Source organism: Amycolatopsis sp. NBC_00348 (assembly GCF_036114655.1).
In the GTDB taxonomy this organism is placed as follows: Bacteria; Actinomycetota; Actinomycetes; order Mycobacteriales; family Pseudonocardiaceae; genus Amycolatopsis.
In genome coordinates this window covers 3,267,615-3,282,709 of sequence record NZ_CP107994.1, presented here as the reverse complement: position 1 = coordinate 3,282,709, position 15,095 = coordinate 3,267,615, and the positions used below count along the sequence as shown (strand labels likewise).

Annotated in this window: 6 protein-coding genes; 2 read left to right on the top strand and 4 right to left on the bottom strand. The window is 72.5% G+C overall.

Annotated features, from left to right (window positions below; translation table 11 throughout):
- Positions 1-55: 55 nt before the first annotated feature.
- On the bottom strand, positions 56-2,869 hold the full coding sequence (locus OHS58_RS13790) for a glycoside hydrolase family 2 TIM barrel-domain containing protein (protein ID WP_328648471.1): 2,814 nt from the start codon (positions 2,867-2,869) through the stop codon (positions 56-58).
- Between the two features lie 142 nt (positions 2,870-3,011).
- A complete protein-coding gene (locus OHS58_RS13785; RefSeq protein ID WP_326949484.1) occupies positions 3,012-4,403 on the bottom strand; it encodes an amino acid permease in 1,392 nt (463 codons plus the stop codon).
- A 170-nt stretch (positions 4,404-4,573) separates the two neighbouring features.
- Between OHS58_RS13785 and OHS58_RS13780 the strand changes: the two genes are divergently transcribed.
- The gene (locus tag OHS58_RS13780; RefSeq protein ID WP_328648470.1) at positions 4,574-5,476 is read left to right on the top strand and encodes a glutaminase; all 903 of its coding nucleotides are present in this window, start codon (positions 4,574-4,576) and stop codon (positions 5,474-5,476) included.
- Here the strand turns inward: OHS58_RS13780 and OHS58_RS13775 are convergent.
- Both OHS58_RS13775 and OHS58_RS13770 read right to left on the bottom strand, forming a co-directional pair.
- Positions 5,473-6,090, bottom strand: a complete 618-nt coding sequence (locus OHS58_RS13775; RefSeq protein WP_326953392.1) for a helix-turn-helix transcriptional regulator — start codon at positions 6,088-6,090, stop codon at positions 5,473-5,475. The two genes, OHS58_RS13780 and OHS58_RS13775, sit on opposite strands and share 4 nt — an antisense overlap.
- Positions 6,087-7,208: a threonine synthase gene (locus OHS58_RS13770; protein ID WP_328648469.1), complete on the bottom strand. Its 1,122-nt coding sequence runs from the start codon at positions 7,206-7,208 to the stop codon at positions 6,087-6,089. The genes OHS58_RS13775 and OHS58_RS13770 overlap by 4 nt, the downstream gene beginning before the upstream one ends.
- Before the next feature lie 778 nt (positions 7,209-7,986).
- On the opposite strand from OHS58_RS13770, the gene OHS58_RS13765 reads away from it, so the two are divergent.
- A complete protein-coding gene (locus tag OHS58_RS13765) occupies positions 7,987-15,093 on the top strand; it encodes an SDR family oxidoreductase (RefSeq protein WP_328648468.1) in 7,107 nt (2,368 codons plus the stop codon).
- The last annotated feature ends 2 nt before the right edge of the window (positions 15,094-15,095 follow it).

Genomic DNA, 15,095 nt, shown 5'->3' with positions numbered 1-15,095 from the left:
ACGCTCCTGACGGTCTGAGCTTCCACCACACCGCATCCGGCGCGCCCCGGCGGTCTCAATTTGCGACACCGAACCCCAGCGTGAACTCCGTCTTCCGCACCTGGAGCCGGTACCGCGGCAGCACCCCCGGCCCACAGGACGCCGACCCGAGGCCGTGCTGGGCGACGTCCAGCGTGAGGTGGACCAAGTCGCCCGCGTGCAGGTCCGTGGTGTGCCGCGCGGCTTCGAGCGCGGCCGACGTCCAGCGGCGGGCCGTGAAGTCGAACGCCGGATCACCGTCGACGCGGATTCCGGTGCCCTCGGCGTCGGTCAGCCGCAGCCAGCGGACGTCGACGCGGTTGCCGTTCTCCTGCGGGAAGACGTACGGCGTCTGCAGGTCGTCGACACCGCGGGAGAAGCGCCCGATCCGCGCCGCCTGGCGGCTGTCCGGGTACGCCTCGCCGGGGCCGCCGCCGAACCACTCGGCCGAGCCGAACGCGCCCGGGACGGCCATCGTCAGGCCGAGCCGGGGGAGCGTGCCCGCCAGACCGTCGGGCGTGATCTCGACGCGCAGCCGCAACCGATCGCCGAGCGCCGTCCACGTGTAGTCCGTGAGCAGCCCGGACGCCTGCGCCGGCGGCGCCACCCGGGTCCGCACGACCAGGTCGTCGCCGTCGGCGTCGACGGCGATCACCCGGTGCTGCAGCCGGTGCAGTCCCGCCTCCCACCACTCCGAAGCCGACTCGGCGCGGTCGTTGTCCGTGGTCGCCCGCCAGACGTCCAGCCGCGGCCCCCGCACCGGATGGCCCCCGAGCGCGATCAGCCGGCCGGTCACCGGGTCGAACTCGCCGACGCCCAGCCGCAGCCGCCCGCCGGTGCGGAACACCGGGCCGCGACCCACCGGCCACACCACGTCGACCGCGCGCGACACCGGCAGCTGCCCCCAGCCGACGACGTGCCCGGCCGGAGCCCAGGCGGAAGCCGACGTCAGCGACGCCGAAACCGTCAGCCACGATTCACCGCCCGTCGCGGGCAACCGGGGGAGGGGCACCAGCGCGTTTTGTCCGGATTGGACGGTCGGAACGTCGAGAATGCCCTCCTCGACCGGGATTCCCTCGGACTCCAAGACCCAGGTGAACGTGAGGTGCGCGGTGCTCACGAAGTCGTAGTGGTTCGACACCCGGATCCCGCCGGGAGCGGCCTCGATCCGGACCGGCTCGATGACCTTGGCGAACTCCACCAGCCCCGGCGACGGCGTCCGGTCCGGGAAGACGAGCCCGTCGATGACGAAGTTGCCGTCGTGGATCGCTTCGCCGAAGTCGCCGCCGTAGGCGAAGTGGTCGCCGGCGAGCAGTCCGTGGTCGAGCCACTCCCAGACGAACCCGCCCTGGCAGTTCGGGTACCGCTCGAACAGCTCCCGGTACTCCAGCAGCCCACCCGGTCCGTTGCCCATCGCGTGCCCGTACTCGCAGAGCAGGAACGGCAGGTCACGCCGCCGCGGGTCGACGTCCTCGCGAAGCCCGATCGACTCGACCTCGGCGTGGGTCGCGTACATCCGGCTGTGGACGTCCACATAGGAGCAGTCGTGGTCGCCTTCGTAGTGCACCGGCCGGGTCGGGTCGCGGTGGTGCGTCCACTCGGCCATCCGCTCGAGGTTCGGCCCGGTGTGGCTCTCGTTGCCGAGCGACCAGAGGATCACGCTCGGCCGGTTCTTGTCCCGCTCGACCGTGCGCCGCATCCGGTCGAGGTAGGCGTCTTCCCACGCCGGGTCGGCGCTCGGGTTGCGTTCCCACTCCAGCGGCCCGAAGCCGTGCGTCTCCAGGTCGCACTCGTCGATCACCCAGAGGCCGTACTCGTCGCACAGCTCGAGGAACGCCGGATCCGGCGGGTAGTGGCTGGTCCGGACGGCGTTGACGTTGTGCCGCTTCATGAGCAGGACGTCGGCCAGGGCGACGTCGCGGGGTACGGCCCGGCCGGTGCGCGGGTGGTGCTCGTGCCGGTTGACGCCGCGCAGCAGCAGCCGGCGGCCGTTGACCTTCAGCAGGCCGTCGTCGATCGCCACGGTCCGGAACCCGATCCGCACCGGCACCCGCTCGGCCGCCGTCGACAGCGAGCCGTCGTACAGCCGCGGCGACTCCGCGCTCCACGGCTCGACCGGCAGCTCCAGCGGTAACCCGGCCGGGTGAGCCGACACCCCCAACTCGGGGATAGCGAGCAGCGCGTCGGCCTCGGTCTCGACGCGGACCGTGCCGAGGCCGGTCGTGTGGTCGTAGTCCGCGCGGAGCCAGTAGTCGCCGATCCCGCCCGCGGGGCGGGCGAGCAGCGTGACGTCGCGGAAGATCCCCGACAGCCACCACATGTCCTGGTCTTCGAGGTAACTGCCGGCCGACCACTGGTGCACGCGCACGGCCAGGACGTTGTCCCGCGGCCGCAGCAGCGGCCCGACCTCGAACTCCGCCGGCAGCCGGCTGCCCTTCGTGACGCCGAGCTCGACGCCGTTGAGCCAGATCCGCGCGCACGAGTCGATCCCGTCGAAGCGCAGCACCGCGGGCCCGGCGGGCCACGACGCGGGCAGGTCGAACCGCCGCCGGTGGTCGCCGGTCGGGTTGTCCGACGGCACGTGCGGCGGGTCGACCGGGAACGGGTACCGCACGTTCGTGTAGGCGGGCGTGCCGTACCCGTGCAGCTGCCACATCGACGGCACGGGCAGCTCGTCCCACGCCGAGTCGTCGAAGTCGTCGCGCTCGACGCCGGCCGGCGCGGCGGCGACGGCGGAGAAGAGCCGGAACCGCCAGGTGCCGCTCAGCGGCAGCGCCGGCGCGTCGGAGGTGAAGGCCGCGCGCGGCGGCGCCGAGCCGTGGCCGGGGCCCGGGTCTTCGACGTACGACATGACGTCCTTTCAGCCCTTCATGGCGCCGGCCGTGCGGGCGACGTCGTGGATCTCCACCCGCCGACGTCCGAGTATGCCCCGCCTGGGGCCCGGACGCGTGAAGGCCTCCTCGCGGCTCGGGGAGGCCTTCGCCGCCCGGTCGTTATTCGGCCGGGACGCGTTCGCGGCGTTTCGAGATGACCCGCCAGCCGACCGCGAGCACGATCGCCAGCACCGGGATCGAGTAGAACGCGATCTTCTCGGCGCCGTCGGAGAAGCCCATCAGCACCACCACCAGGGCGAGGAACGCCAGCGTCGCCCAGCCGGAGTACGGCGCCCACGGCATCCGGTACGACGGCCGTTCCAGCTCGCCGCGCAGCGCCGCCTGGCGCAGCCGCATCTGGCAGAAGATCAACGTCGCCCACGTCGTGATCACGCCCAGTGACGCGATCGCGATGGCGATGTCGAACGCCTCCTTCGGCACCAGGTAGTTCAGCACCACGCCGAGCAGGTAGGCGATCGAGGTGAACATGATGCCGCCGTAGGGGACCTGCCGGCGGTTCATCCGGCCGACGAACGCCGGCGCCTCGCCCTTGTCGGCCAGCGAGCGCAGGATCCGGCCGGTCGAGTAGAGCCCGGAGTTGACGCTGGAGAGCGCCGCGGTCAGCACGACGGCGTTCATCACGTCGCCGATGCCCGGGATGCCGAGGCGGCTGAACACCGTGACGAACGGGCTTTCGTCGCCGTTGTAGAACGGCCAGGGCAGCAGCATCGCCAGCATCAGCACCGAACCGACGTAGAACACGCCGATCCGCCAGACCACGCCGTTGATCGCCTTCGGCAGGACCTGGCGCGGATTCTTCGTTTCGCCGGCCGCGATGCCGACGACCTCGATGGCCGAATAGGCGAAGATGACCGCCTGCAGCGTCATCAGGGCGACGCCGATGCCGGCCGGGAAGAATCCACTGTGGTCGGTCAGGTTGTGCACGCCGGCCGGGGTACCGCCGATGTCGGCGCTGGTGAACACCAGCCCGAGCGCGGTGATCAGGAAGACGACGATGGCCAGCACCTTGACCACCGAGAACCAGAACTCCAGCTCACCGAACAGCTTCACCGAGACCAGGTTCACGGCCAGCAGGACGCCGAGGGCGACCAGGGCGGTGATCCACTGGGGCACGTCCGGCAGCCACTTGTGGACGTAGATCGCGACCGCGGTGATCTCCGCGATGCCGGTCATCGCCCAGTTCACCCAGTACATCCAGCCGGAGGCGAAGCCGGCCCACGGCCCGATGAACTTCCGGGCGTAGGTGACGAAACTGCCGGAGCTCGGCTCGTGCAGCACGAGCTCGCCGAGCGCGCGCATCACGAAGTAGGCGGCCACCCCGCAGATCGCGTAGGACAGGACCAGCGACGGGCCGACCTGGTGGAGCTTGCCGCCGGCGCCGAGGAAGAGCCCGACACCGATCGCGCCGCCGATGGCGATCATCTGCACTTGGCGGTTGCCGAGCGCTTTCGAGTAGCTTTCACCTTTTTCGGTGAGCAGCGAGGAATCCATGGTTGCCAGACGCTAGAGGCGTTAGCCGCAAGTGACCAAGCACACTAAGGAAGACTTAAGGTGTGCGAGAGATCACCTCGATGGTTTCCCGCGTATTTACCGTTTCGATTTGACAAGATCACCTTCGACCCCGAATCCTCGCGCGTCCCGCCCGGCTCTACGCTACGGCCGTGGATCTCGCGGCGCTGCTGGACCGGATCACGGACGACGTCGCACCCGAGGTCGGCCGGGGCGCCGTCGCGGACTACATCCCCGCCCTGGCTCGGGTCCGGCCGGGATTCGGCATCGCGGTGGCCGATGTGGACGGTGCCGTGCACGGCGCGGGCGACTGGCTGCGGCCGTTCTCCGTGCAGAGCATGTCGAAGGTCTTCACCCTCGCCCTGGTGCTCGCCCGCGGCGACGACGTCTGGACGCGCGTGGGCCGCGAACCGTCCGGCGACCCGTTCAACTCCCTGGTGCAGCTGGAACACGAGGACGGCATCCCGCGCAACCCGTTCATCAACGCGGGTGCGCTGGTGGTGACCGACGAGCTCACCTGCCACGGCGACGCCGTGGGCGCGCTGCTCGGTTTCCTGCGCGCGGAAAGCGGCCGCGCGGACATCGACGTCGACGCCGAGGTGGCCGCGTCCGAGGCCGGCCACGCCGACCGCAACCGCGCGCTCGCGTACTTCATGGCCTCCTACGGCAACATGCGCAACCCGGTACCGTCCGTTTTGGACCAGTACGTCCGCCAGTGCTCGATCGCGATGTCCTGCCGCGACGTCGCCCGCTCGGCGCTGTTCCTCGCCCGCCACGGGATCCGCAACGACGGCACCCGCCTGCTCGGGCTCAGCTCGGCTAAGCGCATCAACGCCGTGATGCTGACGTGCGGCACCTACGACGCGGCGGGCGAGTTCGCCTACCGCGTCGGCCTCCCCGGCAAGAGCGGCGTCGGCGGCGGCATCGTGGCGATCGTCCCGGGCCGCTGCGCGGTCTGCGTCTGGAGCCCGGGCCTGGACGCCCGCGGCAACTCGGTGGCGGGCGTCGCGGCCCTCGACCGCTTCACCACGCTGACCGGCTGGTCGGTCTTCTAGCGCAGGTAGTTGTAGACGCTCGCCCGCGAGATGCCCAGCAGCTCGGTCAACGCCGGCACCGCGTTCTTCAGCTCCAGGAACCCGCGCGCCTTCAGCAACCGAACGAGGTCCTTCTTCCCGGCCGCCGGGAGGGTACGCGGGGTGTGGCCGCGGTCGGCCGCGTAGTCCTCGACCAGCGCTCGCAGCTCGTCGGCCGTGCGGGCCCGCAGGGTCTCGGTCAAGGGTGCCGGGTCGTCGGTGCGGGTGAGGCGGGTCAGGGCGTGGGCGGCCGAGCCGAGCACGGAGACGTCCAGGTTGAGGCACAGGGCCGCGACGTACTCGCCGGCCGCGTTGCGGAGGCCGATCGACGTGCTCTTGGCCGGGCGGCCGTCGGGGAAGCGGTTCGGGTAGTTCTGCAGCACGTCCGGGAACGCGGGGTCGGCGATCCGGGCCAGGCCCAGCTCGGTCGCCGGGTCGCCGACGGCGCGCCCGGACAGGCCGCCTTCGATCGCTCGCACCGCGTGGGCCGGGTCGCGCAGGTCGTGCAGCACGACCTCGCACAGCCCGGGGAACATCCGGCCGACGGCGTGCGCGATCTTCTCCGCCTCGCGCAGCAGCAGCTCGTCCTCGGTCATCCGAGCAGCTCCCGCAGCTTGTCCGGCGCCTTCAGCCCGGATCCGGTGAGCACGACGACGGTGGTCTCGCCCGGCCGGATCGCGCCGCGCTCGCGGAACACGTCGATCGCCGCGGCGGCGCTCGCGCTGGTCGGCTCGGCGTAGAGGCCGAGGGACGCGAGGCGCCGGGCGGCCGCGGCGATGGCGTCCTCCTCGATCGCGGCCGTGTCGCCGCCCGAGCGCCGGATCGCCGCGACGACCTCAGGGAGCCGGATCGGGTGCCGGATCGCGGTGCCTTCGGCGACGGTCGGGGCGAACGGCGGTGGCTGCCGGTCGTGGAACGCGGCGTCGATCGGGGAGCAGTTGCGGGGCTGCGCGACGAGCAGACGCGGCCGTCGCGCGATCGAACCGGCGGCCAGCAGCTCGCCGAACCCGAGGTCGAGGCCCAGCACGATGCTGCCGGCGCCGGCGACCGTGACGACCGCGTCCGGCGCGCGGAACCCCAGGTCCTCCCACAGTTCGTAGGCGAGGGTCTTGGTGCCTTGCAGGAAGAACGGGTGCCAGTTGTGGCTGGCGTAGGTCGTCGACGCCGAGCGCCGGACCGCCTCGGCGGCGGTGTCGTCGCGGGTGCCGGGCACGAGCTCGACGGTCGCGCCGTACGCGCGGGTCTGCAGGACCTTCGCGGCGGACGTCCCCTCGGGGGCCAGGACGGTCGCGGCGATCCCGGCGGCGGCGCTGTAGGCCGCGACCGACGAGCCGCCGTTGCCCGAGCTGTCCTCCAGCAGTTCCGTGACGCCGGCGCCGGCCAGCGCCGCGACCATCACGCTGGATCCGCGGTCCTTGAAGCTGCCGGTCGGGCTGAACCACTCGAGCTTGAACCGGACCTCGGCCTCGCCCCACGGCTGCCGGACCAGGGGAGTGCAGCCTTCGCCGAGCGAGAGCGGACGCAGGTCGCCGGGCAGGGCGGCGCGGTAGCGCCAGAGCGACCGGACGCCGGTGTCGACGTCGCCGGGCGTCAGGCCGGGCCGTGGTGCGACGGTGAGCGGGGCGCCGTCGTCACCCCGCCAGCGCCGCGGGTCGCCCGGGTAGCGCGTCCCGGATCGCTCGTCGGCGTACCAGTACTCCACGACCACCTCCACGTTGGACAGTTGGTCCAAGGGTAGACGTCGTGTCTACGGTTACCGACAAGTACGCGAAATGTTTTCAGCTTCTTCTCAGGAAAGATCCGTAACGCGCGTGGCGGAGATTTCGATCTCGGCCGCGCGGGGACCGGTATCCGGGGGTACCGATGGTGTCCGGGCGAATACCCGCAGTCGCCTGCGCGGGCGGGTGCACCCTGGTGTCCGGGCGCGGGGACTCGGCTCTTCCGGGTCGTGTGAACACGGGGAATCCCGGAGTGTAGCGAATCCACAGTGGACTCGCGGGGGTGTGGCGAGCCCGGTCCGGTCTTTTACGATTATTCTTACGGGGCGTCCGCAAAAATGCCGGGTGAATAGTCCCGACGTGATCTGCGGCACGGTTCCGCGTTAATGCCGTGACGGCTTCGGCGCATGGCCGATTTTACCGTCACGACACTTCGCGTTGGCTCCTGGGAAACAGTGGACCCGCCGGACGGAGTGGTCCGGTGTGGCCAGTCCCGCTGCGTCCACCGGGTGAGATGGCTTGCCCCGTATGGAGGTGTGGGACACGTGTACCACGAGGTATGACTATTGACCGCCGTACAAGGCAATCCTGCGTCCGATCCCGTCCCGTGGTACGTGACGGCCGCGTTAAATTCTTGCGTCTCCAGCCTGGTCGCTCCCGAATTTTCTGCACAACCACCACGAATTCGTGGTGGGTTGTTGACGGAACGGGATGAACGCGCTTAAGTACTCCCCGTTACCCCATCACCCCCTTTCGTGCGTAGCGGGAGTTCCCATGCGTGTCTCGAAAGACGTTCGCGAACCGGCCGTGCCGGTCGTCGCCGTCTCGCCGCTCGCGTGGCCTTCCGCGCGGGGCGTCGCGGCCGCCGCGCGCGGTGGCGGGCTCGGCGTGCTCGACCTCACCGGCCCGGGCGGTACCGCTTCGGAAGAGCTCGCCCTCCTGGCGGAATGGGGGATCCCGGCCTTCGGGATCCGGCTCACGCGCCTGGCCGCGGGCACGGAGCTGCCCGAAGCCGCCGGCACCGTCCTGCTGACCGAGGACTCGCCGTGCACCGCGCGCGACTTCCCGGGACGACGGGTGCTGGCCGAGGTCACGAGCCGCGTGTCGGCCGCGCGGGCGGTCGACGGCGGCGCCCACGGCTTGATCGCCCGCGGTCACGAGTGCGGCGGCCGGACGGGTGAGCTGAGCACTTTCGTGTTGCTCCAGGCCTTGCTGGCCGACAAGACCGTCCCGGTCTGGGCGGCGGGCGGGATCGGCCCGCACACCGCGGCCGCCGCCATCGCGGGCGGCGCGGCCGGCGTCGTCGTCGACACCCAGCTCGCGCTCCTGCCGGAGGCGGAACTGCCGTCGGCCCTCACCACCGCCGTCACCGGCCTCGACGGCTCCGAGACCGTGGTCGTCGACGGCGTCCGCGTGCTGTCCCGCCGCGGGACAGCCGTGACGTCGATCGAGGCCGGCCAGGACGTCTTCCTCGCCACCCGCTTCCGCGACCGCTGGGGCACGGTGACCGCGGCCGTGCGTGGTCTCGGCGACGCGATCGGCGACGCGCTGCGCGCGGACGTCACCGTGCTCGGCCCGGGCACCGCCGGCAGCCGCGCGTTCGGCACCACCCAGCCGGTCGCGCAGGGCCCGATGACCCGGGTGAGCGACCAGGCCGCCTTCGCCGCCGAGGTCGCCGCGGGCGGGGCGCTGCCGTTCATCGCGCTCGCGCTGTCCGGCCCGGAGCAGACCCGCGAAGTTCTGGAACGAACCCGCGAAGCCGTCGGCGGCGCGCCGTGGGGCGTCGGCGTGCTCGGCTTCGCCGCCGACGACGTCAAAACCGCGCAGCTCGAGGTGATCCGCGAGCTGCGGCCCACCCACGCGATCATCGCCGGCGGCCGCCCGGCCCAGGCCGCGGCCCTGGAAGACGCCGGCATCGCCACCTTCCTGCACGTGCCCTCACCCGGCCTGCTGAAGCAGTTCCTCGAGGCCGGCGCCCGCAAGTTCGTCTTCGAAGGCTCGGAGTGCGGCGGCCACGTCGGCCCGCGCACCAGCTTCCCGCTCTGGGAGGCCCAGCTCGGCGTCCTCGGCGACTTCCTCGCCAGCACCCCGGACGCCGCCGCGGAGCTGCAGATCCTGTTCGCGGGCGGCATCCACGACGAACGCTCGGCCGCGATGGTCGCCGCCCTCGCCGCGCCGGTCGCCGCCCGCGGCGCCGCCATCGGCGTCCTCATGGGCACCGCCTACCTCTTCACCCACGAAGCCGTCGACGCCGGCGCGGTGCTCCCGCTCTTCCAGCGGCAGCTGCTCGAAGCCCGGCACACCGACCTGCTCGAAACCGCGCCCGGCCACGCCACCCGCTGCGTCCGCAGCCCGTTCACCGAGGAGTACGCCGCGCTCAAGGCGGACCTCGCCGAGCAGGGCGTGCCCAGCCGCGACGCGTGGGAGCAGCTGGAGACGCTCAACGTCGGCCGCCTCCGCCTGGCCAGCAAGGGCATCGAGCGCGTCGGCGCCGACCTGCGGCCGGTCGGCGAAGACCGGCAGCTCACCGAAGGCATGTTCATGGCGGGCGAGGTCGCCGTGCTGCGCTCGGCCGTCACCACGATCGCCGAGCTGCACACCGCCGTCGGCGAAGGCGCGAACGCCTTCCTGCGCGAGCGGGCCGCCGCGGCCGGCGTCACGACGCCGGAGCCGCCCGCCCCGGAACCCCTGGACATCGCGATCGTCGGGATGGCCTGCATGTTCCCGCAGGCCCCGGACCTGGCGTCGTTCTGGGCGAACGTCCTGGCCGGCGCGGATGCCGTCACCGAGGTCCCGCCGCAGCGCTGGGACACCACCCTCTACTTCGATCCCGAGGGCCAGGGCGAGAAGACGCCGTCACGCTGGGGCGGGTTCCTGCCCGAGATCGGGTTCGACCCGCTGCGCTACGGCATCCCGCCGTCGTCGCTGGCCAGCATCGAGCCGGTCCAGCTGCTGGCGCTCGAAGCCGCGCACCGGGCGCTCACCGACGCGGGTTACGGCGAGCGCGCCTTCGACCGGACGCGGACGTCCGTCGTGTTCGGCGCCGAGGCGGGCAGCGACCTGTCCAACGCGATGAGCCTGCGGACCGTTTTGCCGTCCTACGTGGGCGAACTGCCGCCCGGGCTGGACGAGCGGCTGCCGAAGATCACCGAGGACTCGTTCCCCGGCGTGCTCGCCAACGTCATCGCCGGCCGGATCGCCAACCGGCTCGACCTCGGCGGCGCGAACTACACCGTCGACGCGGCCTGCGCGTCCTCGCTCACCGCCGTCGACGTCGCCTGCAAGGAACTGACCGCCGGCACCAGCGACCTCGTCCTGTGCGGCGGCGCGGACCTGCACAACGGCATCAACGACTACCTGCTCTTCGCCTCCGCGCACGCCCTGTCCCCGACCGGGCGCTCGGCCACGTTCGACAGCGCGGCCGACGGCATCGCGCTCGGCGAAGGCGTCGGCTGCGTCGCGCTGAAGCGCCTCGCCGACGCCGAACGCGACGGCGACCGCGTGTACGCCGTGATCAAGGGTGTCGGCGCGACGTCCGACGGGCGCGCGCTCGGGCTGACGGCGCCCCGGCCCGAAGGCCAGCACACCGCGCTGACCCGCGCCTACCGCAACGCCGGCGTCTCACCCGCGCAGGTCGGGCTGGTCGAGGCGCACGGCACCGGCACCGTCGTCGGCGACCGGACCGAACTGAGCACGCTGACCAAGGTCTTCACCGAGGCCGGGGCCGCGCCGGGTGGCTGCACGATCGGTTCGGTGAAGTCCCAGATCGGCCACACCAAGTGCGCCGCGGGCCTCGCCGGGCTGATCAAGACGGCGATGGCGCTGCACACCGGCGTCAAACCGCCGACCCTGCACGTGACCGCGCCGAACCCGGCGTGGGACGCCGCGACCAGCCCGTTCGTGTTCCAGTCGGCGCCGCAACCGTGGAGCGCCCCGGCCGCCGAGCGGATCGCCGGGGTCAGCGCGTTCGGCTTCGGCGGCACCAACTTCCACGTCGTGCTGGGCGCGCACGACGGCGTCCCGCCCGCCCAGGTCGGCGACGAATGGCCGGCCGAGCTGTTCACCTTCGCGACGGACGCGGCGGCGCGGGACCTGCTGGCGCTGGCCGAGGACGTCCCGGCGGGCAAGCAGCCGTGGCGCCTGCGGGACCTCGCGCTGAGCGCGTCACGCCGGTCCGAGGCGGCCGGTCGGGTCCGGCTCGCCGTCGTCGCGTCCACTGTGGACGAACTGACCGGGTTGCTGCGTCAGGCGTCGGCCGGCTCCGACGTGCCGGGCGTGTACCGCGCCGGGGACTTCGAGCCGGGTGAGGTCGCGGTGCTGTTCCCCGGCCAGGGGAGCCAGCGGCCGGGGATGTTCGCCGAGCTGTTCGTCACGTTCCCCGAGCTGCAGCGCTACCTGCGGCTCGACCCGGCCACCGCCGCGACGGTGTTCGGCCCGGCCGTGTTCGGCGAACCGGCGCGGCAGGCCTTTGCCGACCGGGTGACCGACACCCGCGTCGCCCAGCCCGCGCTCGGCCTCGCCGGGCTGGCCGCGTTCCGGCTGCTGACCCGCGCCGGCGTCCGGCCCGCGATGGCCGGCGGCCACAGTTACGGCGAGCTGATCGCCCTGGCCGCGGCCGGCGCCCTCACGCCGGAAGCGCTGCTGCACGCCAGCCACGCCCGGGCCGAAGCGATCCTCGACGCGATCCCGGCGTCGGACCCGGGCGCGATGGCCGCGGTCTCGGCGTCCGCCGCCGACGTCGGCGAGGTCATCGCCGACCTGGGCACCGTGGTCCTGGCCAACCACAACTCGCCGACGCAGACGGTGATCTCCGGGCCGACCGCCGACATCGAGACGGCGGTCGGGCTGCTGCGGGCTGCCGGGTTCGGTGCGAAACGGCTCACGGTCGCGTGCGCGTTCCACAGCCCGCTGGTCGCGGCCGCGGGGGAGACGTTCGGCCGGGCCCTCGGCGCGATCGGCGTCGTGCGTCCCACCATCCCCGTGTACGGCAACCGCACCGCGGCGCCCTACCCGGACGACGTCCGCGGCGAACTGGCCGCCCAGATCGGTTCGCCGGTCCGGTTCGTCGAGCAGATCGAAGCGATGTACGCGGCGGGCGCCCGGGTGTTCGTCGAGGCGGGTCCCGGCGCGGTGCTGGCGAAGCAGGTCGCGGCGATCCTCGGTGACCGTCCACACCGGACGGTCGGGTTCGAGCAGCCGGGCCGCCGCGGCGTGCCGGGGTTCCTCAGCGCGCTCGCGCAGCTGGCGGTCTCCGGCGTGCCGATCGAGACGGGCTGGCTGTTCCGCGGCCGCGACGCCGTCGACGCGGCGTCCGTCCCACGCCCGAAGCGTCCGGGGTGGACGGTGGACGGCCACCTGCTCCGCACCGCGGACGGCACGATCCCGGCGGGCGCCCTCCGGCCCGCGGAACGCCTCCCGCAGGTCCTGGCCCCGGCCGCCGCCCCGGTGGCGGCGGGCACATCGGACGCGATGGTGGCGGACTTCCTGCGCACGAGCCGCGAGATGATCGCGGCCCAGCGCGACGTACTGCTGGGCTACTTCGGCACCGACATCCCGGCGGCCGTCGCCCCGGTCGTCGTCACGCCGGTGGTCGAGGTGCTGCCGGTCGCGGTCCCGGCGCCGGTGCGGTCCGTTTTGGACACGGTGATCGAGGTGATCGGGGAGCGGACCGGGTATCCGGTGGACATGATCGAGCCGGATCTCGATCTGGAAGCCGACTTGAGTGTGGATTCGATCAAGCGTGCGGAGATCGCGGGCGAGTTGGCGACCCGGCTGGGGCTGGATGCCGGTGAGGACATCGAGACATTTGCCAAGGCGCGGACCGCGGCGTCGATCGCCGAGCTGATCGGGGCCGGGGCTCCGCAGCCCGCGGTGCCGGTCGTTGTCGTGGCCGCGCGGTCCGTCTTGGACACCGTGATCGAGGTGATCGGGGAGCGGACCGGGTATCCGGTGGAGATGATCGAGCCGGACCTCGATCTGGAAGCCGACTTGAGTGTGGACTCGATCAAGCGGGCGGAGATCGCGGGCGAGTTGGCGACCCGGCTGGGGCTGGATGCTGGTGAGGACATCGAGACGTTCGCGAAGGCCCGGACCGCGGCGTCGATCGCCGAGTTGATCGGGGCTGGGGTGCCGCAGCCTGTCGCGCCGGTCGTTGTTGTGGCTGAGCGGTCTGTTTTGGACACCGTCATCGACGTGATCGCCGACCGGACCGGTTATCCCGGGGACATGATCGAGCCCGACCTCGATCTCGAAGCCGACCTGAGCATCGACTCCATCAAGCGTGCCGAGATCGCCGGGGAACTGGCCACGCGCCTCGGCCTCGATCCGGACGGTGACGTCGAGGAGCTCGCCAAGGCCCGCACCGCCGCCGCGATCGCCGCGCTCGTGGGCGGGGCGGCCGAGTCGAAGCCGGTCCTGGTCGGTGGCGCAGCCGAGCCGAGCGCCGGGCCACAGCCCGCCACCCCGGCCGGGCCGCAGCCGGTGATCGTTGCGCCGAAACGCCTGGTCATGGCCGAATTCGACCTCGCGCCCGCCGCCACTCCCGACGTCGGCGGACGGACGTTCCTGGTGCTCGGCGCCGGCCCACTGGCCGAGGCTGTCCGGACTCGGCTGACCGACGTGGGCGCCACGGCCGAGATCGGCGACGCCGTCCGCCCGGGCTTCGACGGTGTCATCGACCTGCCCGACGCCGACGCCGGGCCGGTGCTGCCCGCCGCCTTCCCCCGCTACCGTGACGCCCTCGCCGGGAACCCCACCTGGCTGCTCACCGCCGGACCCGGTGAAGGGCTCCGCGGCTTCTACCGCAGCGTCTCGCGCGAATACCCGGACACGATCGCCCGGGTCGTCGAGCAGCCGCCGGGCGCGAATGTCGCCGACCGAGCCGAAAAGATCGTCGAAGAGTTGTCCACTGTGGACCGTGAACCCGTCGTGCTCCGGGACGGTGAGAAGCGCAGCGGGCTCCGGATGACCGAACAGGGCCTCGGCCTGCTCGGCAGCAGCGGCGCGGGTCCGGCGGGCGACGGCACCGCCGAAGCGGCCGCGGCCGGGCTGGACCGCGAGTCGGTCGTCCTGCTCGTCGGCGGGGCCAAGGGCATCACCGCCCGGTTCGCCGCGACGCTCGCCGCCGCGTCCCGCTGCCGGCTCGAACTGGTCGGCCGGACACCCGTGCCGTCCACCGAGGACGAATACCCGCAGGCGACGGACGCCAGGGAACTGCGTACCGCCCTGATCGCGAGCGGCCTGAAGAACCCGGCCGAGATCGAACGCGAGGTGCGCCGCATCCTCGGCGAACGCGAGGTCCGGGAGACCCTGAAGCGGCTCGAAGCGCTCGGCAGCCCGGTGCGCTACCAGTCCGTCGACATGCTCGACGCCGAGGCCGTGCACCGCGCGGTCAAGGAGATCCACGCCGAGCACGGCCGCCTCGACGGCATCGTCTACGCGGCCGGCGTCATCGAGGACAAGCTCGTCGCCGAGAAGACGCCCGAGTCGTTCGCTCGCGTCTACGGGACCAAAGTGGACGGGGCCAAAACCCTCCTCGAAGCGACGGCGGACCTGCCCGACGAGCCGAAGTTCGTCGTCCTCTTCGGCAGCATCGCCGCGGCGCTCGGCAACCGCGGCCAGTCGGACTACGCCGCCGCCAACGACGCCCTGGAATCCCTCGGCCGCCGCTGGCCCGCCGGCCGCGCGGTGACCGTCCACTGGGGACCGTGGGCGCCGACGGGCACCAACGACGGCATGGTCACGCCGGCGCTGATGCGGGAGTACGCCCGCCGCGGCATCGAGCTGATCGACCCGGAGGAAGGCACCCTCGGCCTGCTGCGCGAACTCGCCTGGGGCCGCCCGGAGACCGCCGCCGTCGTCCACACCGCCTCGGGCTGGTGACG